The 18,725-nt window shown below is 53.8% G+C and carries 15 protein-coding genes and 1 pseudogene; 9 read left to right on the top strand and 7 right to left on the bottom strand.

Translation table 11 applies throughout. The features are described from left to right. Positions 1–186 precede the first annotated feature (186 nt). From NYE69_RS00320 to NYE69_RS00310, 3 genes are all read left to right on the top strand, one after another. Complete coding sequence (locus NYE69_RS00320) at positions 187–1,092, top strand: LysR family transcriptional regulator (protein ID WP_155619334.1); 906 nt, start codon at positions 187–189, stop codon at positions 1,090–1,092. A 207-nt stretch (positions 1,093–1,299) separates the two neighbouring features. Further along, a complete protein-coding gene (locus NYE69_RS00315; RefSeq protein ID WP_036619115.1) occupies positions 1,300–1,743 on the top strand; it encodes a DUF1641 domain-containing protein in 444 nt (147 codons plus the stop codon). Between the two features lie 15 nt (positions 1,744–1,758). Then, entirely contained in the window at positions 1,759–2,937 is a 1,179-nt protein-coding gene (locus NYE69_RS00310; protein WP_155619335.1) for an NAD(P)/FAD-dependent oxidoreductase, read from the top strand. A 72-nt stretch (positions 2,938–3,009) separates the two neighbouring features. Here the strand turns inward: NYE69_RS00310 and gdhA are convergent, their stop codons facing one another. From gdhA to NYE69_RS00290, 4 genes are all read right to left on the bottom strand, one after another. Beyond that, the gene (gene gdhA / locus NYE69_RS00305) at positions 3,010–4,383 is read right to left on the bottom strand and encodes an NADP-specific glutamate dehydrogenase (protein WP_155619336.1); all 1,374 of its coding nucleotides are present in this window, start codon (positions 4,381–4,383) and stop codon (positions 3,010–3,012) included. A 301-nt stretch (positions 4,384–4,684) separates the two neighbouring features. Continuing rightward, positions 4,685–5,335 carry a nitroreductase family protein gene (locus NYE69_RS00300; RefSeq protein ID WP_036619118.1) on the bottom strand — a complete coding sequence of 217 codons (651 nt, stop codon included), beginning with the start codon at positions 5,333–5,335 and terminating at the stop codon, positions 4,685–4,687. 243 nt (positions 5,336–5,578) lie between these two features. Beyond that, positions 5,579–6,259: a CidB/LrgB family autolysis modulator gene (locus tag NYE69_RS00295; RefSeq protein WP_155619337.1), complete on the bottom strand. Its 681-nt coding sequence runs from the start codon at positions 6,257–6,259 to the stop codon at positions 5,579–5,581. Continuing rightward, on the bottom strand, positions 6,256–6,627 hold the full coding sequence (locus NYE69_RS00290) for a CidA/LrgA family protein (RefSeq protein ID WP_036627395.1): 372 nt from the start codon (positions 6,625–6,627) through the stop codon (positions 6,256–6,258). The genes NYE69_RS00295 and NYE69_RS00290 overlap by 4 nt, the downstream gene beginning before the upstream one ends. Before the next feature lie 162 nt (positions 6,628–6,789). On the opposite strand from NYE69_RS00290, the gene cidR reads away from it, so the two are divergent. The 3 genes from cidR (at position 6,790) to pdaA (ending at position 10,122) form a co-directional block, all read left to right on the top strand. After that, the gene (gene cidR, locus NYE69_RS00285; protein ID WP_036619120.1) at positions 6,790–7,683 is read left to right on the top strand and encodes a cidABC operon transcriptional activator CidR; all 894 of its coding nucleotides are present in this window, start codon (positions 6,790–6,792) and stop codon (positions 7,681–7,683) included. A 122-nt stretch (positions 7,684–7,805) separates the two neighbouring features. Then, positions 7,806–9,218 (top strand): amino acid permease, encoded by a 1,413-nt coding sequence (locus NYE69_RS00280; RefSeq protein WP_036619121.1) that lies wholly within the window; start codon positions 7,806–7,808, stop codon positions 9,216–9,218. A 145-nt stretch (positions 9,219–9,363) separates the two neighbouring features. After that, complete coding sequence (gene pdaA / locus NYE69_RS00275; RefSeq protein WP_051985819.1) at positions 9,364–10,122, top strand: delta-lactam-biosynthetic de-N-acetylase; 759 nt, start codon at positions 9,364–9,366, stop codon at positions 10,120–10,122. A gap of 125 nt (positions 10,123–10,247) precedes the next feature. Here pdaA and NYE69_RS00270 read toward each other — a convergent pair. Further along, a pseudogene (locus NYE69_RS00270) lies at positions 10,248–11,437 on the bottom strand (IS3 family transposase). 537 nt (positions 11,438–11,974) lie between these two features. Here NYE69_RS00270 and NYE69_RS00260 point away from each other — a divergent pair. From NYE69_RS00260 to NYE69_RS00250, 3 genes are read left to right on the top strand one after another with little or no spacing between them, the layout of a single operon-like run. After that, entirely contained in the window at positions 11,975–12,439 is a 465-nt protein-coding gene (locus NYE69_RS00260) for a MarR family winged helix-turn-helix transcriptional regulator (protein WP_036619124.1), read from the top strand. A gap of 24 nt (positions 12,440–12,463) precedes the next feature. After that, positions 12,464–14,191 carry an ABC transporter ATP-binding protein gene (locus tag NYE69_RS00255; protein ID WP_036627397.1) on the top strand — a complete coding sequence of 576 codons (1,728 nt, stop codon included), beginning with the start codon at positions 12,464–12,466 and terminating at the stop codon, positions 14,189–14,191. After that, positions 14,188–16,116 (top strand): ABC transporter ATP-binding protein, encoded by a 1,929-nt coding sequence (locus NYE69_RS00250; RefSeq protein ID WP_036619125.1) that lies wholly within the window; start codon positions 14,188–14,190, stop codon positions 16,114–16,116. The genes NYE69_RS00255 and NYE69_RS00250 overlap by 4 nt, the downstream gene beginning before the upstream one ends. Before the next feature lie 465 nt (positions 16,117–16,581). Here NYE69_RS00250 and NYE69_RS00245 read toward each other — a convergent pair whose 3' ends face one another. Together NYE69_RS00245 and NYE69_RS00240 are read right to left on the bottom strand one after the other, a co-directional pair. After that, positions 16,582–17,835, bottom strand: coding sequence for an L-lactate MFS transporter (locus NYE69_RS00245; RefSeq protein WP_213509692.1), 1,254 nt, complete (start codon positions 17,833–17,835; stop codon positions 16,582–16,584). Between the two features lie 120 nt (positions 17,836–17,955). Then, on the bottom strand, positions 17,956–18,681 hold the full coding sequence (locus NYE69_RS00240) for a LytR/AlgR family response regulator transcription factor (RefSeq protein ID WP_036619127.1): 726 nt from the start codon (positions 18,679–18,681) through the stop codon (positions 17,956–17,958). Between the last annotated feature and the right edge of the window lie 44 nt (positions 18,682–18,725).

Here is an 18,725-nt window from a genome sequence, read left to right as displayed (position 1 = left end):
TTAATAATCTAATGGTTTAATAGTTTAATGATTTAATGGTGGAGCCATTTAAATGGCCTGCCGGCGGTAGAGCATCGCTTGCTGCGGGCAAGTGCGCCAAAGGCTGCTGACGGCTTAGGAGAAGGCTTTTTCACGAAACAGGTGAATCCGGTTTTTCTGAGGCGTCTGGAATAGGGAGGGTGTGGCATGGAACTGAGGCAAATCCAATATTTCATCGAAGTGGCCAAACTTGAGCATGTGACTGAGGCATCCTACGCTCTGCACGTTTCGCAATCGGCGGTAAGCCGGCAAATTTTCAAGCTGGAAGCGGAGCTGGGCGTGGACTTGTTTATTCATGAAGGGCGCAAAGTCAAGCTGACGCCGATCGGCCGGCAGTTTTTAAACCAGATGGAGCAGCTGATGAAAGTCATCGACCATGCCCGTCAGGAGATCGAAGAATATTTGGATCCCGAGCGGGGGACCGTGCGGATCGGCTTCCCCAGCAGCTTGGCGGCGCGGATGGTTCCGGCGGTCGTTTCGGCTTTCCGCAAAAAGTACCCGTATGTCCATTTTCAACTGCAGCACGGCTCGTACAAAGAATTGATGGACTGGGTCGTCGAAGGGGAGATCAACCTGGCGGTGATGGGGCCGGTGCCGCAGCAGGAACCGCAAATCAACGGCGAGATTTTGTTCCGGGAAAAATTCGTGGCGCTCCTTCCCGCCGGACACTCTATGGCCGACCAGCCCTCTTTGAAACTAAGCGATTTGAAAAACGATGTGTTTGTCTTGTTTCCCAAAGGTTTCATCCTGCGCGATATCGTGGTGAGGGCTTGCGCCAATTTGGGGTTTCAGCCCAAGGTCGCTTTTGAAGGGGACGATCTGGATGCCATCAAAGGGCTGGTTTCCGCGGGCCTTGGCCTGACGCTGCTGCCGGAAATCGCCTTAAGCGAGCAGATTCCGCCGACGATTGTGACGGTGCCGATCAATGAACCGCAGGTCACCCGGGATGTCGGGGTCATCGTTCCGGCGGGGCGCGAAATGGCGCCGACGGAGAAGCTGTTTTATGAGTTCCTGAAGGAGCTTTCGCCCCAGGCGCTGGGTTATATATCCTAAGCGAACCGAAAAATTTTTAATAATTAAGGACCGTGAAAATAATCACTTTCATGGTCCTTTTTTGTAGAAAATGTGGTACAATTTATTGGGATTGTTGCAGGTTGAGATGTGCCTTTTTTCACTAACCAAAAATGGTTGGAGTAAGAGAAGGTTGGAACACTAAGGAACAAGCAAGTACTTAAGATCTATTGCAAAGGAGAATCGGAAATGTCAGAAACAATTGCCGAAACGAAGACGGAGCAAGGCGGCGCCTTGTCTGCCGGGCAGCAGGAGCGTGAACTTCTGGAGCAGCTGTTGAAGCCGGAAGTTCAGGAATCCTTGAGCGTGCTGGTAGAGCAGCTTCCTAAATTAACGGAAATGGTCGGCGCGCTGACCAAATCGTATGATTTTTTCAAATCACTGTCGACGGACGAAGTGCTGAAAAACGACATGGTCGGCGGTTTCGCGGAGGTGGCCGGACCGGTGGTGGGCACGGTGAAGAAAGTAGCCGCCAACGTCATCGAAGCCAGAGATCGGGCTGAAGAGAGCCAGGAGGTAATCGGCTTGTTCGGTCTGCTTAGAATGCTTAAGGATCCGCAGGCGCAAAAGCTGTTTCGCTTTGTGAATGCTTATCTTCAAGTCTCTGGCGCACGCGACAGTCAACAAAAATAACGGAGGATAATAACCATGGCAAAAGAAATTGTAATTTTAGGTGCCGGTTACGGCGGCGTGCTTAGCGCTTTGACCGTTCGCAAATATATGGACAGATCGGAAGCGCAGGTGACGGTCGTTAACCAATATCCGACGCATCAGATCATTACGGAGCTGCATCGTCTGGCTGCCGGCAGCATTTCCGAACGGGCGGTGGCGCTGCCGCTGGATAAGCTGTTTAAAGGAAAAGACATCGATCTGCGTATCGCCACGGTCAAGAGCTTTTCGGTGGATAATAAAGAAATTAAGCTTTCCGACGGTTCGACCCTGACTTATGACGCGCTGGTGGTCGGGCTTGGCAGCAAAACGGCCTACTTCGGCATCCCGGGTCTGGAGGAGCACAGCATGGTGCTGAAATCGGCCTACGACGCCAACGCGATTTACAAGCATATCGAGGAGCGGATCAGCGAGTATGCCAAGTCCGGCAATGAAGCGGACGCCACGATCCTGATCGGCGGCGGCGGTTTGACCGGCGTCGAGCTGGTTGGGGAAATCGCCGACCAGCTGCCGAAGCTGACGAAGAAATACGGCGTGGACCGCGAGGCGATCAAACTGCTGCTCGTGGAAGCGGGGCCGAAGATTTTGCCGGTGTTGCCGGATTCTTTGATCGAACGCGCGACGGCGAGCCTGGAGAAACGCGGCGTGAAATTTTTGACCGGGTTGCCGGTGACGAATGTCGCGGGCAATGTAATCGATTTGAAGGACGGCCAAAAAATCGTGGCCAACACTTTCGTCTGGACAGGCGGCGTGCAAGGCAATCCGCTCGTGGGCGAGTCCGGCCTGGAAGTGAACCGCGGACGCGCTTCGGTCAACCAATTCTTGCAGTCCGTTTCCCATCCGGACGTGTTTGTGGTCGGCGACAGCGCGGTATTTATGGGACCTGACGGCCGCCCGTATCCGCCGACGGCGCAAATCGCCTGGCAAATGGGCGAGCTGACCGGCTACAACCTGTTCGCTTTCTTGCGCGGCAAAAAGATGGAAGGGTTCGAACCGGTCAACTCCGGTACGCTGGCCAGCCTTGGCCGCAAGGACGCCGTAGCGACGATCGGCGCCAACAACACCGAGCTGCGCGGTCTGCCGGCCACGATGATGAAAGAAGCGAGCAACATCCGCTATTTGTCGCACATTAAAGCTCTGGACGCCCTGGCTTATTAATTTAGCCTGGCTCTAGCGAAAAAAAGCGCCCGGGACATTAGATCCCGGGCGCTTTTTTTGGTTTTATTCTATTTAAACTACCCCATGCGCCAGCATCGCGTCGGCGACTTTCAGGAAGCCGGCGATGTTGGAGCCGACCACCAGGTTTCCGGGATGGCCGAACTCTTCGGCGGCTTTTACACTATTGGCATAGATGTTCTTCATGATGCCTTTGAGCTTTTCGTCCACTTCCTCGAAGGTCCAGGACAATCTCGCGCTGTTTTGCGCCATTTCCAGGGCGGAGACCGCGACGCCGCCGGCATTGGCCGCTTTGGCCGGGCCGAAATATACTCCGCTGTTCAGATACACCTCGATCGCTTCCAGCGTCGAAGGCATGTTGGCGCCCTCGGCGACGAATTTCACGCCTCCGGCGACGAGCTGCTTTGCCGCAGCTTCATCGATTTCGTTTTGTGTCGCGCACGGCAGGGCGATATCGCAAGGGATGCTCCAGATGTTGCGGCAGCCCTCATGGTATTCCGCACCCGGATGCTCGTTCACGTATTCCTTAATCCGTTTTCTTTCGACTTCCTTCAACCGTTTGACCGTTTTCAGGTCGATGCCGTTCGGATCGTACACGTAACCGTTCGAATCGCTGCACGCGACCACCTTGGCTCCCAGCTGCTGCGCTTTTTCGATGGCGTAGATCGAAACGTTGCCGGAACCGGAAACGACGACCGTTTTGCCTTCAAAGGTTTCGCCTTTGCTGGCCAGCATTTCCGCCGTGAAGTACACCAGGCCGTACCCCGTTGCTTCGGTGCGCGTCAGGCTGCCGCCGTACGTCAGGCCTTTCCCCGTCAACACGCCGGTTTCACTGCCGTAAAGCCGTTTGTACTGGCCGAACATGTAGCCGATTTCCCGTCCACCTACGCCGATATCTCCGGCAGGCACATCCATGTCGGGACCGATGTATTTGGCCAGCTCGGTCATAAAACTCTGGGTGAATCTCATGACCTCCAGCTCCGATTTGCCTTTGGGATCGAAATCCGAGCCGCCTTTCCCGCCGCCGATCGGCAAGCCGGTCAGCGAATTTTTGAAAATTTGCTCGAAGCCGAGGAATTTAATGATGCTGGCATTTACCGACGGATGAAAGCGCAGCCCGCCTTTGTAAGGCCCAATCGCGCTGTTGAATTGCACGCGGAAGCCGCGGTTAACCCGTACTTTGCCCTGATCGTCCACCCACGGAACGCGGAAGCTGATCAAACGCTCCGGCTCCACGATTCTTTCGAGGATGCCGCTTTCCTGGTATTTCGGATGTTTGGCAAACACCGGAACCAGCGAATCCAAAATCTCCTTCACCGCTTGATGGAATTCGTGTTCTCCCGGATTGCGTTTTTGAACGGCTTCATAAACTTCAGCCACATAGCGGCTGGCTTGTTCCAGTGCCTCGTTTTGCTGTGTAATCGCCATTTGGATCCACCCTTTCTCGCTAAAAACATGTTCTACTTTTCACGTTTTTTATGACCTTTATTGTAATATCTATGTAAGCTTTAAACAAAGCTAATTATAGATCAACTTCATGAGCAATTGAGATCAACTTCGCCGAGCGGCCGCTCAAGCCGCGGACTTATGCAGAAAAAAAGCAAATGACCTGATATAGTATGCGCCAAACGGCGGCCAAACCGGCTGGGAATTTCGAAAAAATAGGGGCAGCCATCCGGGCATAAAAAAAGCGGAAGAACCTTTCGGTTCTCCGCTTTTTGTTTGCTTATCAGGATTGGAACGAGTTCCAGGACGTCACTTGATCTACGCCCAGGCGCGGTGTGGCATGAGCCGGTTTGGCCGCTTTGCCGATGGCGATGAGGAGGATCGGCTTGAGCGTTTCCGGAACTTCGAAGACCTCGGCGAATTTTTCCGGATTGTATCCGGCCATCGGCACGGTGTCGTAGCCTTTCGCTTTGGCGATCAGCATCAGCTGCATGGAGATCAGACCGGCGTCGAGCAAGTTGACCTGATGGAGCCGCTCGTCTCCCAAACCTCCGTACATTTGCTGCAAACGTTCGACAAAATTGGTTTTCACCTCTTCGGTCATTGCGCCCATCGCCACGGACTGGCTGTAAATCGCATCGGCCTGCTCATAGGACTTCAGGTCGCCAAGCACCGCGATAACGGCGGAAGCTTCCACGACCTGCTGCTGGTTGTTGGCGATCGGCAGCAGCTTTTGCTTCAGCTCGTCTTCGTCAATCACCAAAAACCGCCAAGGCTGCAAATTGGAAGAGGAAGGAGCGGAAAGCGAAAGCTCCAGCATTTCCTTCAGTTCTTCCCGGGAGATTTTCACCGACGGGTCGTAAGCGCGAACCGAATGTCTTTCCCGAAGTACCGTATAAAAATCGTTCAGATTTACTGTCTCTGCCGTACTCATATCCAAAATCATCCTTTCTTTATAAAATGATCTCGATCACAGTATAAAGCCTAACTGTTAGTATTTCAAGTACAGTTTTAAATGATGCCGGCCAAATGTTGACTCGGCATAAACGGGCGAAAAGCCGGCCGTCGGTGGAAGCCGCAAGGCAAAGACTTACCGCGCAAAAAAATACCCCCGCCCAAGGCGGAGGTTCAAGAGAAAACTATATGTTGAGTTTGGAGGAACCGTAAGGTTATTGCATTATTGCAGCAGCGAGATCAGCATCGGGGCGGCGCCCAACGTGAACAAGGCGGCCAAAATCATGGAGATGCTGGAGATCGTGCCGGTCAGCGAGCTTAGCTCAAACGCTTTGGACGTTCCGGTGCCGTGGGCGCTCGTGCCGAACAATACGCCGCGCGCCACCTCGTTTTCGATGCGGAACAGCTTCACGACCAGCGGCCCGAGCATCGTTCCGAGCAGGCCGGTAATAATGACGAAGACGGCCGTAATATTCGGCACGCCGCCGATGACCTGGGAGACGTTCATAGCGATCGGCGTCGTAATCGAACGGGGGATCAGGCTTGTGATCAGATCGTTGTCCAGATGCAGCCACTCGGCCAGGAAGGCCGAAGAGAACATCGCCACCACCGAACCGGTCAGTACGCTGATGAGAATTTCCACCGCGTGTTTTTTCAGAACATTGTAGTATTTATATAGCGGAACGGCAAAAGCGACGGTGGCGGGCTGCAGCATCGTGCTAAGCCATTTTCCCCCGGCCTGGTAAGTTTCGTAAGGAATCTGCGCCCACATCAGGCCGATGACCAGAAACAGCGGCGTAATCAGCAGTGGGGACAAATAAACTTTAGGCCGGATTTTGTACAGCCGTTTGGCCAGATAATAAATCACCAATGTAAAAACAAGGCTAAGCAAACCGGTGATCATGAGCTGTGACGCTCCTTTCGTTTGGAAATGCGGGAGGCGACAAGCCCCGAGCTGATCATGACGATCAAGGTGCTGAAAATGACGACGATCAAAATCCGCACGCCTTCGCTTTCCAGCAGCGGCATATATTTCATAATGCCAACGGCGGACGGAATAAAGAACAGCAGCAGCTCGGCGAGCAGCCAGTTTGCGCCTTGTTCGATCCACGCCAGCTTGACGATGTTGGTTTTCAGAAGGACAAACAACACGAAAATGCCCAAAATCGAGCCGGGTACCGGCAGATGAAGCAGCTTTGCAACCTCGTTCATGACAAAGGTGAATAAAAATAAAATCGCTACTTGAAATACGCCCTTGCCGGCCGTTTTCATTATTTTCATCGTGTTCATGGTGAACGGAAGCTCCTTCCTGTCGGTTTTGCGTCGTTGATAATGAAAATATTACACCGATTGTTTTCATGGGTAAAATGAATATACTGAATGAATAACATTCCAATTGGCTATCGATAGGTTGTGAAAGGAGTGTCTCCAAATTTGGATATTCGGCAAATGCAATATTTGATCGAGGTTGCCCGGTTCAAAAGCTTTACGAAAGCGGCCGAAGCGCTGTATATCACCCAGCCGACCATCAGCAAGACGATCAAAAGCATGGAGGACGAACTGGGCGTCGTTTTGTTCGATCGGGTCGGCAAAAAAATCGTGCTCACCGATGCCGGTCAAATCATAGTGGGACAAGCGCAGCAAATCGTCACCTCGTTCCAAAACCTGGTGGCGGAGCTGGACGACCTGCGGAATTTGAAAAAAGGGCATATCCGGATCGGACTTCCCCCGATGGTGGGATCGAGTTTTTTTCCGAAAGTGATCGGGCAGTTTCATCAGAAATATCCGGACATTTCGATCCAGCTGTTTGAGGACGGGGCCAAAAAGGTGGAGTCGGATGTGGTCGGCGGGGCGCTTGATGTCGGCGTTATCGTGCTGCCGGCGACGGCGGAGGAATTAAGCAGTTTTCCGTTCGTGGAAGAGAAGCTCAACCTGGTCGTGCACCCGTCCCACCCGCTTGCGGAGCGGCAGGCGGCGGAACTGTCCGAACTGGCCCAGGACGGGTTCGTCCTGTTCCGGGAGGATTTTACGCTGCATGACCGGATCATTAACGAATGCGCCAAGGCCGGATTTCAGCCGCATGTCATTTACGAGAGCTCGCAATGGGACCTTATCAGCGAAATGGTCGCGGTCGGCCTCGGCATCACGCTGCTGCCGGAAACGATCTGCCGCGAGGTGGATGACGAGCGCGTAAGGATCATTCCGCTGGTAAAGCCGATCATCCCCTGGAAGCTGGGCATCGTCTGGCGGGACGACCGCTATTTGTCCTTTGCGACGAGGGAGTGGATCCGCTTTGCGCAGCAGGAGTTAACGGGGGGCCCGGGATAATATTTCCTGAAATGTTCGAAATTAAAGGCGCAACCGGCAATATTTGCGCTTGTCCGTACCGCACGGGGACTCTATAATTGCCGGATGGGTGTCTTAAATTTGAATTAGGGGACAGAGCCTAAATGCATTTATTCAGAAAAAAATCGATAACCTCCATGCTTGCGGAGAAAAACGCGGCCGGCACCACGCTCAAAAAAGAGCTTGGCGTCTTTGATTTAACCATGCTTGGCATCGGATGCGTCGTCGGGACGGGCATCTTCGTGCTCACCGGTGTTGCGGCGGCGCAGCATGCCGGGCCGGGACTTATTCTTTCCTTTATTCTGGCCGGGATCATCTGCGCCTTTTGCGCGCTGTGTTATGCCGAATTCGCGTCGATGGTTCCCGTGTCGGGGAGCGCCTACACCTATAGCTACGCTACCTTCGGGGAGCTTGTCGCCTGGATTCTCGGCTGGGACTTGATGCTGGAATACGGTTTTGCCGCTTCTATGGTGGCCAGCGGCTGGTCGGGGTATTTTCAGGGCCTTGCCGCCGGGTTTGGCATAGCCCTGCCGCATGCGATCAGCAGCGCCTTTGATCCTAAAGCCGGGACCTATGTCGACGTTCCCGCCGTTTTGATCGTGCTGCTGCTTACGTTTATCGTATCCCGCGGATCGAAGGAGTCGTCGCGGCTGAACTCGATCATGGTCATTGTCAAAATCGCCGTGATCGCGTTGTTTGTCGTTGTCGGCGCCTTTTACGTGAAGCCGGGCAACTGGACGCCGTTCATGCCGTTTGGATTCAGCGGCGTCGTTACCGGGGCGGCGACGGCCTTCCTTTCTTATCTCGGCTTTGATGCCGTCGCCACAGCCGCCGAGGAGGTGCGGAACCCGCAGAAGGATCTGCCGCGCGGCATCCTCTGGTCGCTGGCGATTTGCTCGCTGCTGTACGTCCTCGTCACGGCGGTGCTTACCGGGATCGTTCCGTATTCGCAGCTGAACGTCAAAAATCCGGTCGCCTTCGCCCTGCAGTATATCGACCAGAATTGGGCGGCCGGCTTTATTTCGCTGGGAGCCATCGTCGGTATAACGACCGTGCTGTTTGTGCTGCTGTTCGGTCAAAGCCGGCTCCTGTACGCGATCGGGCGGGACGGATTGCTTCCCGGGAAGCTGGCCCGGCTGCATCCCCGGACCGGGGTACCTTCCGTCAGCATCTGGACGACCGGCATCGCGGTCGCGGTGTTGGCCGGTCTGATTCCGCTCGGCCGGCTCGCCGATTTGGTCAGCATCGGTACGCTTTTTGCCTTTATTACGGTATCGCTCGGGGTTGTCATTTTGCGCCGGACCCGCCCGGACTTGCCCCGCTCGTTCAAAGTGCCGCTGGTGCCCTGGATCCCGCTGCTGGCCGTGTTGACCTGCGGCTATTTGTTAACCAGCCTGCCGCGGATAACTTGGATCGCCTTCCTCGTTTGGATGATTTTCGGGTTATTGGTGTATGTGCTGTACGGGTACCGGCACAGCGAACTGTCCGGTTCGGCGGGCAGACAGCAGGGCAATTAAAGTTGCGGTGCGAGGGGCCCGGCCGGCCCAAAAGCGAGTTGTATATTTCCCGCAGTACAGGCAATAGTAAACGAGAGCGCTGCAGCTAGGATTTTGGAGAATAAGGAGAGAATGCTCTGTGAGATTGGCCTTGATCTGTGCGGTAATGGTCGGCATGCTGCTTGGCCCCGCGGTACCGCAAACCGTTAACGCCGATTCGCCCCATCATTTCGGGTTCAAAAAAAGCGTAAACGGAAGTCTTCCTTCGATTAACGAGGAGGGTTTCAAAGAGATCGTCGATAAACATGGGGCAATTTTTCTCGGCGATACCTCCCTGAAGGAATTGTTTCTCACGTTCGACAACGGTTATGAAAACGGGTATACCGCGCCGATTCTCGACACGCTGAAGGCGAAGAAGGTGCCGGCCGTTTTTTTCGTCACCGGACATTATGTGAAGGATCAGCCCGAGCTGTTAAAGCGGATGGTTGCCGAAGGGCATCTTATCGGAAATCATTCCTGGAGCCATCCGGATATGACCACGATTTCCGACGAGCGAATCCGCGACGAACTGGAACGCGTCAAGCAGGAGACGGCGAAGGTGACCGGCCGTCAGGAGATGAAATACCTGCGGCCGCCCCGCGGCATTTTCAGCGACAGAACGCTGCGGGTGACGAAAGAGCTGGGGTACACCAACGTATTTTGGTCGGTGGCCTACAAGGATTGGGATGTCAAGGCCCAAAGAGGCGCAGATTACGCATACCGGCAAGTGGTCTCTCAACTGCATCCCGGCGCGGTGATTCTGCTGCATTCCGTGTCCAAGGACAACGCGGCGGCTTTGGGCTCCATCATTGATGAAGCCCGGCGCCAGGGATACGAGTTCAAAAGTCTGGATGAACTCCGCCAAGGCGGCGGGGCAGGGCAGTAATGGAAAAGGATCGTAACGGCCATGGGGACAATTTTAGCTCTACAAGCCCGCCGTTACGATCTTTTTTGCGGAATCGAGGGAAATAGAGGTAAAAATGGACCTCTGTCAAGAAAGTGGACACCCTTTTAAGCAACTTTTCTCTTATTAAATTGCGCAGCAAAGCGAACCGGTGACAAATAGCCGAGTGAACCATGGATCCGTTTTCGGTTGTAGAAGAATTCAATGTAACGGTAGATCTCGTCATAGGCTTGCTGCTTGGTCTTAAATCGCTTGCAGTAAATCAACTCCTTCTTGAGGATGCTGTGAAAGGATTCAATACAAGCATTGTCGTAGCAGTTGCCTTTGCGGCTCATGCTGGCTGTCATTTTGTAAATTTTGAGTTGTTCTCTGTACTCGTGGGACGCATATTGGCTCCCTCGATCCGAATGATGAATGAGCCCTTTTTTAGGCCTTTTGGCCACATAGGCATCCTTCAGAGCGTCCAGAACAAGATCGGTTGTCATTCGGTCATTCAAACGCCAGCCCACGATCTCACGGGTGCATAGGTCCATAACGCTGGCAAGGTACAGCCGACCTTCTCTACAAGGAATGTACGTAATGTCGGTAACCCAAACCTTATTGGGTTTGTTCACTTGAAACTGCTGGTTAAGGATATTGGGAGCAATCGGTAAGTCATGGTTAGAATCGGTAGTTTGCACTTTGTATTTACGTGCGACACAGGCGCGAAAGCCGAGCTCCCGCATGTATAAACCAATCGTCCTCTCCGTTACGTTCTCGCCTTCCTGATTCAGCAAGTACGTGATTTTAGGGGCCCCGTAACGCTGCTCGGAATCGTTGAAGTGATAAGTAATCCTTTTCAGCAGGTGTAACTTACGCAATGCTCGCTCACTCGGCTTTTTGTTTCGCCATTTGTAGTAGCCGCTCCGGGAAACTCTAAAAACCTGGCACATCTTCTCCAAAGAAAACTCGGAGCGGTGATCTTCAATAAACTGAAACCTTACTTCTTTGGTTTGCTGAAGATGTGCACTGCTTTTTTTACGATGGCCAGTTCCTCTTCCACATCGGCGATACGCTGCTGGCTTTCGCGGAGTTCACGCTCTTTGTCTTTCAAGAGTTGTTCGAGTTCCCGAACGCGTTCGACGTTTGTGATGGGTTCGTTCTTAAACTCACGGTATTTCGCCTTCCAGGAATGCAATGTCTTTGCTGGGATATCTAGCTCCAAGGCTACGTCCTCCACCGACTTTGTCTGTTCTTGGAGATATTTTACCGTTTGTCTCTTAAATTCTTCGTTATATCGTTTCCGTTGTTCACCCATGTGAACACCTCCTCAGATAGTTCCATTATCTTTTTCTCTTAACGAGGTGTCCACTTTTTATTCTAGCTCTAAAAAGGGCGTTATCCCCTACCGAGATAGGGGGTCCAGCTATATTAGCGGAACTTTTTACCGCTATTTTTTGAAAATGAGCGGGAAAAGGCTTCTTTTTCAAGTTCAGCCCCCAATAGGGCCTAAAAGTTCCGCTATCCTGCGACCGAGGGACAAAATCACGAAAATAGCGCCGCAAATTTACCGTTATTTCCGGCAACAGTGGTTTGCCCGTCCCGATCCCATCCCATATCCTTCGCACGCACCTGCAAAGCTTTATCCGAAAACGGAGCCAGTTCCTTATTTAAGTGTAAAAAAGACGCCAGCACCCGGTAGCTTTACCCCGGCAGGCGTCTTTTTCTTTCTAATATGTGGAACTTCGGGCTCGCTTGACTTTCATGATAAGCGAAATTATAATTAGGCTTGCTAATAAATAGGATTCCTAATTATTAAATCATGAAAATAAATGGAAAGCTGAGGTGATCACCGGTGCATTCCAGCGATAATTCGCAGGCGCATAAGCTTATGCTGGCGCTGCACCGCTTGCGGAGACTGGATATGAACAAAATGGCGCCGTTAACGTTCAAACCAAGCGAATTCAGACTGATGTATTCTATTCTTCAAGGGCTTGAACAGGAGCCGCGGGGCATCACCGTCTCCGAGCTCAGCACAAGGATGGGAGTGGCTTCGCCCACCGTCACGCCGCAGATTCGCAGCCTGGAAGAACAAGGGCTTGTGCATCGCTACAACGATCAGGAGGATCGCCGGGTCGTGCGCGTCAAGCTGACGGAGCAAGGCCATCAGGCGTTTCGCACGGCGGCGGAACACCGATCCAAGCAAATTCAAAATTTATGCGATTTTTTGGGCGAAGAGAAAAGCAACCAATTGATCGAGCTGCTGCACGATGTACACCGGTATTTCGAATCGCAGATCAATCAAAATAAAACCGAGTGATTCGGATAAGTGGAGATGATGGAATTGATCAAACTTTTCCGCTATTTGAAACCATACCGCTGGCTGGTCGCCGGAGTGCTCGCCCTCGTCTTTCTTCAGACGTTGTCCGAGCTGTATTTGCCGACACTGATGGCCGATATCGTCGATATCGGCGTCGTCAAAGGTGACACGCCGTATATTTGGCGGGTGGGCGGATTTATGCTGCTAGTGGCGCTGGGCGGAATGGCCTGCTCCATCGGAGCGAGCTTCTTCTCGTCCAAGGCGGCGTCGGGATTCGGCAAGCGGCTGCGCGCCAAAATGTTTAACCATGTGTCCAACTTTTCGCTGGAAGAGTTCGACAAGGTGGGCACCGCTTCGCTGATCACCCGGACGACGAACGACATTACCCAAGTTCAGCAGGTGCTGATCATGATGATGCGGATGATGGTAATGGCGCCGCTCATGTGTTTGGGCGGGATCATCATGGCCGTATCGAAGAACGCGGAATTGTCCCTGGTGCTGGTGGTCGTCCTGCCGGTGCTGGCCGGGTCGATCTGGTTGATTGCCGGCAAAGGGATCCCGCTGTTTAAGGCGATTCAGAAAAAAATCGATAAGCTGAACCTCGTCATGCGCGAGAGTCTGACCGGCATCCGGGTTATCCGCTCGTTTAACCGGACCGCTTACGAAAGCAAACGGTTTGACGCGGCCAACCTCGATTTGACGGATACCTCGATTCGGGTCAATAAAATCATGGCTTTCATGATGCCGATCATGATGCTGGTGATGAACCTGTCTTCGGTGGCGATCATTTGGTTCGGCGGGCTGCGGATCGATGCCGGGCAAATGCAGGTAGGGGACCTGATGGCTTTTCTGCAGTACGCGATGCAGATTATGTTTTCGCTCGTCATGGTTTCGATGATGTTCGTCATGGTTCCCCGCGCTTCCGCTTCCGCCGTGCGGATCAACGAGGTGCTGGACATGGTTCCGGAGATCAAGGATGCCGATGTGGCGGCGGCGATGTCCGGGCAAAAAGGTTACGTGGAATTTCAAAACGTCTCCTTCAGCTATCCCGGAGCGGAACAGCCGGCGGTGCGGGACATTACGTTCAGCGCCAAGCCGGGCGAGGTGACCGCGATCATTGGCGGAACGGGTTCCGGGAAATCGACGCTGATCAGCTTGATTCCGCGGTTTTACGACGTCGATGAGGGACGCGTGCTGGTGGACGGCGTCGATGTGCGGGAGATGAAGCAGGAGGAACTGCGGCGCAAAATCGGTTTCGTTCCGCAAAAAGCGGTGTTGTTCTCCGGCACCATCAACGACAACATCCGTTACGGCAAGGAGGACGCCACCGACGAGGAGATCCGCCACGCGGCCGAGATCGCCCAGGCGAGCGATTTTATCGCCGAGATGGAGCATGGTTACGAATCGGTGATCGCTCAAGGAGGCACCAACGTGTCGGGCGGGCAGAAGCAGCGGCTTTCCATCGCCCGGGCGCTCGTGCGGAAGCCGGAAATTTACATTTTCGACGACAGCTTCTCCGCGCTCGATTTTAAAACGGACGCGAAGCTGCGCGCCGCCTTGAAGCAGGAGACCCGGGAAGCGACGGTCATTATCGTGGCCCAGCGGGTAAGCACCGTGCTTGACGCCGACCGCATCATCGTCATGAACGAAAGCCGGATCGCCGGCATCGGCAATCACCGCGAACTGATGGAAACCTGCGACGTGTATAAAGAGATCGTTTATTCACAGCTTTCGGAGGAGGAGATTGCATGAGTCAGGAGCAAAAAGGCGCGGGCGCCTCTGGGCAGCCTGCCGGCAGACCTCCGGGGCTAAGAGGACACGCTCCGAGACATCCCGGACCGGGAGGGCCCGGCGGACCCGGCATGAGCATGCCGGCCGAGAAAGCAAAGGACTTCAAAGGGACTTTAAAGCGGCTTATCCGTTATTTGCGGCCGCATCAATATCAATTGGCAGCCGTGCTTGTCATGGCGGTTTTAAGCACCGTGTTCAGCATCGTAAGCCCCAAGGTGATGGGGAAAGCGACGACCAAGCTGTTTGAAGGGATTATGGCGAAAATTCAGGGGGTTCCCGGGGCGGCGATCGATTTTGCGTACGTGTGGCAGATCATCATGGTCCTGGTGGGACTTTACGTATTAAGCTCGCTGTTCAGTTATGTGCAGCAGTACCTGATGGCCGGCGTCGCGCAGAAAACGGTGTACGACTTGCGCCGCGATGTGAACGCCAAGCTGAACCGGCTGCCTTTGAAATACTTCGACGCTCGTACCCACGGTGAAATTCTCAGCCGGGTCACGAACGACGTCGACAATATCAGCAATACCTTGCAGCAAAGCTTGACGCAACTGATCACCTCGATCTTGACGCTTATCGGCGTCATCGTGATGATGCTGTCGATCAGCCCGCTGATGACGCTGATTGCCGTGCTGACGCTGCCGCTCAGCGTGCTGGCGATCACCCAGGTCGCCAAACGCTCGCAGAAGCAGTTCGTCCGCCAGCAGGCGGAGCTGGGCAAACTTAACGGCCATGTAGAGGAAATGTATACCGGCCACAAAATCATTAAGGCGTTCGGCCGCGAGAAAACGTCGCTTGAGCAGTTTGACGACATTAATGAGCGGCTGTACACGGCAGGCTGGAAGGCGCAGTTCATTTCCGGCGTCATCATGCCGATCATGAGCTTTATCGGGAACATCGGCTATGTGCTCGTGTCCGTGGTCGGCGGCATCCTCGTCACCAAACGGACGATCGAGATCGGCGATGTGCAGGCCTTCATCCAATATGCGCGGCAGTTTACGATGCCGATCACGCAAACGGCGAACATCGCCAACATCATTCAATCGACGGTCGCTTCGGCGGAACGCGTATTCGAAATTTTGGACGAAGAAGAGGAAGTGCCGGAATCGGCCCGGCCGAAGGTACTCAAAGAGCCGCGCGGCGATGTGGCCTTCAATCACGTGAAGTTCGGATACGATCCTCAGCATCCGCTGATCGAGGATATGAACATTAATGTATCGCAGGGGCAAACGATCGCGATCGTCGGACCTACCGGGGCCGGCAAAACAACGCTGATCAACCTGCTGATGCGGTTTTATGAAGTGGGCGACGGGGCGATTAGCGTGGACGGCGTCAACATCGCGGAGATGAAGCGCGGCGACCTGCGCAGCATGTTCGGCATGGTGCTGCAGGATACGTGGCTGTTCAACGGCACGATCCGCGACAATATCGCCTACGGACGCGAAGGCGCGACCGAGGAGGAAGTGGTGCGGGCAGCCAAAATGGCCTACGCCGATCACTTTATCCGCACGCTGCCGGACGGATATGATACGATCCTGAACGAAGAGGCCTCCAACATCTCGCAGGGTCAGAAACAGCTGCTGACGATCGCGCGGGCGATTTTGGCCGACCCGGCCATTCTCATTTTGGATGAAGCCACGAGCAGCGTCGACACCCGGACCGAGGTGCAGATCCAGAAAGCGATGAACGAACTGATGAAGGGCAGAACAAGCTTTGTCATCGCCCACCGCCTTTCGACGATCAAGGACGCCGATCTGATCCTGGTCATGAATCACGGTTCGGTGATCGAAAAAGGCACGCATGAACAATTGCTGGCTGCAAAAGGCTTCTACGCCGATCTGTACAACAGCCAGTTTACGAAAGGCAGCTTCGAGCCGGAGGCGGTGTAAAAGAGGCAATCATTTAAATATCCTATAAACTAGTAGACGATTCTGGAAATAACGTTAGCATGATGGCAAGTGAAGACATGAGAAAAGGGCAAAACTAGTCTGTTGAAGATCTCGGGTGACAGCATAAAGGAAAAAAAGGGTGCTATTTCAGCCGATACCCCCATGTTGCGTGCAATAGAGGAATTTTATGGCGCTATTTTCACGATTTAGTGGCGAAAGGCCGCTTTTAGACCTGTTCATCGAAAAATAAGACCCAAAAGTTCCCCTATTGGTGATAAATAGGCTCAAATTGGAAAATAAGACCCGAAAGTTCCGCTATTTTATAGGGGCGATACTGAGCACAAGACTAATATAGAACAAAGCGATCCATGACCCCCGTCCGCAGATAAGCCATATTATTTCCGGATCCTTCTACTAGCAAAAGCCGGGCGCACCGCAAAGCAGTGCGTACCGGCTTTTTATAATTTAAGCTGCGGACCTGAAAGGCTTTAGGTGCAGCCCCTTTTTCTTCGTGTTTTCCTCAGGCGGTTTTATGAGCGCCGCGATGACGACTGCGGCCAGGCAGAGCAGGCCGATGACGATGAACGCCGGCTTGAAGCCGCCCAGCATCACGGCGATGAACGAGCCGGATAGCGCGCCGATGCCGAAGCCCTGATAGATGAGACCGTAGTTTTTGCTGTGGTTGGCCAGGCCGAAGAAGTCGCCGACAATCGCCGGAAAGATCGTGATATTGCCGCCGAAGCAAAAGGCGATAGCCGCCACGCAGGCGAAGAACAGACCGAAATTCAGCTGAGCAAAGCTCAGGGTGAACACCGCCGCCGCCGTTACCGCCAGCGCTCCGCCGATCAGGCCCAGCCGGCTTATCTTATCGGACAGCGCGCCCAGCACCAGCCTGCCCGACGTGTTGAACAAAGCGATCAACGCGACCGCGTTGGCCGCGGCGGCCTCGTTAAGCCCGGCAAGCTGAATGCCGATGTCCTTCACGATGCCGATCAGATAAAGCCCGCTCATACAGGCGGTAAAAAAGATCGCGAACAGCATGTAAGCCTCTTTCGTACGCAGCATTTCACCCACGGAGTAATTGCGCGGCTCCATATCTGCGGCCTTGTCCGCGCCGTACGGGCGCGATTCGGCTGCCGGGACGGCGGGCGAATGCTGCGCCTCGCGCACCAGCAAGGAACCGGTGGCAATCAGCGCCATGACGATCAAACCCCAATAAAGAAAAGCTCCGGAAACGCCGGCAGTTTCAAGCAAAGCCCCGTTGACATACTTGAACAGCAGGCTGCCCGTACCGTAAGCCCCGACGGAAACGCCGGAGATAAGACCCTTGCGGCCGGGGAACCATTTCAGCAGATTGGACAGTGAGGTGATATAAGCCGTCCCGTCCGCATAGCCGACCATCACGCCGGCGAGCAGGTACAGCATCGGAAGGGAACTTGCCTGCGAGCTTAACATCAGGCCGAGTCCCAACAAAATGCCTGCCGCCATCGTCAGCCTGCGCAGACCGAAGCGGTCCTGCAGCTTGCCCGCAAACAATGTGGCCAAGGCGAGCGCGAAACTTGTGATGGAGAAGGTTGTAGAAACGGAGCCAAGATCCCACCCGAATTTGTTCGCCAATGGCTGGTTAAACAGACTCCAGGTATAGATGGTGCCGAGACCCATCTGCATAATAATGGTGCCCAATACGATCGGCCACCGCTTTCCGGATTTGCCGTTCATAGCCATTCCTTCTTTCTCTCTCGATTCCGCAAGAGCTCTCTGCACTCTTATTGTAAACGAATACGCGCAGCGCTTGACGGGAACGGGAACGAAATGACGCGAATACGGAATGAATTGCGGCTACAGACGCATGAGCTGCCGGAATTCCTTCGCTTTACCGCGGCTGACCGGCACTTCAAAGTCCAGATCGCGCAGCCGCAGCAAATAGGTATTGTTGAACCACGGAATAATTTCCTTGATTTTGCCGAGATTAACGATGTAGGAGCGGTGACAGCGAAAAAAATGCTCCTGCGGCAGACGTGCCTGGAAGTCGCTGATGCTGAGCGCCATCGTGTATTCCCCGCTCTTCGTCATCACGCTGGTGCTCTTCTCCCGGGCGGCCGCATAATAAATGTCGTCGATTTCCACGACAATAATTTTTTCGTTTTTCCACAGATTGATCTTGCCGAAGGCGCCTCTTCCTTCTCCCGTGCCTCCGCTTCGCGCCGTGTGGGCCGCCTCCAATTTGCCAAGCATATTCTGAATCCGCGACTCGCTGTAAGGCTTGAGAATATAATCAAAGGCCTCCAGTTCGAACGCATCCGCGGCATGCTCCTTGTACGCCGTAGTGAACACGATAAAAGGTCTGGCGGAAAATTTGCTGATCGTCTGAGCCAACAGCAAGCCGTCAATCGAGGGAATATTGATATCCAGAAACAGTACATCAACCTCCCGGTTTTGCAAGAACTTCAACGCCTCCAGCCCGTCCTCGAAGCAGGCTTCGACCGCAATCGCGCTGTAGCGCTCGATCAAGTAAGCCAATTCCCGGCGGGCCAGTTCTTCATCTTCGATGATGATCGCTTTCATCGATAACGTAAAGGATACTTGAGATTTTAGTCATGAGAGGAATT

This window comes from Paenibacillus sp. FSL R5-0527 (genome assembly GCF_038008055.1).
GTDB lineage: Bacteria > Bacillota > Bacilli > Paenibacillales > Paenibacillaceae > Fontibacillus > Fontibacillus macerans.
This window is presented reverse-complemented; position numbering and strand designations above follow the sequence as displayed.

Excerpts from the sequence above, each read along its gene's own strand:
- pdaA (WP_051985819.1), top strand. The coding sequence starts at position 9,364 with ATGGTCGGCATGCTGCTTGGCCCCGCGGTACCGCAAACCGTTAACGCC.
- NYE69_RS00245 (WP_213509692.1), bottom strand. The coding sequence starts at position 17,835 with ATGAACGGCAAATCCGGAAAGCGGTGGCCGATCGTATTGGGCACCATT.
- gdhA (WP_155619336.1), bottom strand. The coding sequence starts at position 4,383 with ATGGCGATTACACAGCAAAACGAGGCACTGGAACAAGCCAGCCGCTAT.
- NYE69_RS00290 (WP_036627395.1), bottom strand. The coding sequence starts at position 6,627 with ATGAAAACGGCCGGCAAGGGCGTATTTCAAGTAGCGATTTTATTTTTA.
- NYE69_RS00320 (WP_155619334.1), top strand. The coding sequence starts at position 187 with ATGGAACTGAGGCAAATCCAATATTTCATCGAAGTGGCCAAACTTGAG.
- NYE69_RS00250 (WP_036619125.1), top strand. The coding sequence starts at position 14,188 with ATGAGTCAGGAGCAAAAAGGCGCGGGCGCCTCTGGGCAGCCTGCCGGC.
- NYE69_RS00280 (WP_036619121.1), top strand. The coding sequence starts at position 7,806 with ATGCATTTATTCAGAAAAAAATCGATAACCTCCATGCTTGCGGAGAAA.
- NYE69_RS00300 (WP_036619118.1), bottom strand. The coding sequence starts at position 5,335 with ATGAGTACGGCAGAGACAGTAAATCTGAACGATTTTTATACGGTACTT.
- NYE69_RS00295 (WP_155619337.1), bottom strand. The coding sequence starts at position 6,259 with ATGATCACCGGTTTGCTTAGCCTTGTTTTTACATTGGTGATTTATTAT.
- NYE69_RS00310 (WP_155619335.1), top strand. The coding sequence starts at position 1,759 with ATGGCAAAAGAAATTGTAATTTTAGGTGCCGGTTACGGCGGCGTGCTT.
- NYE69_RS00315 (WP_036619115.1), top strand. The coding sequence starts at position 1,300 with ATGTCAGAAACAATTGCCGAAACGAAGACGGAGCAAGGCGGCGCCTTG.
- NYE69_RS00240 (WP_036619127.1), bottom strand. The coding sequence starts at position 18,681 with ATGAAAGCGATCATCATCGAAGATGAAGAACTGGCCCGCCGGGAATTG.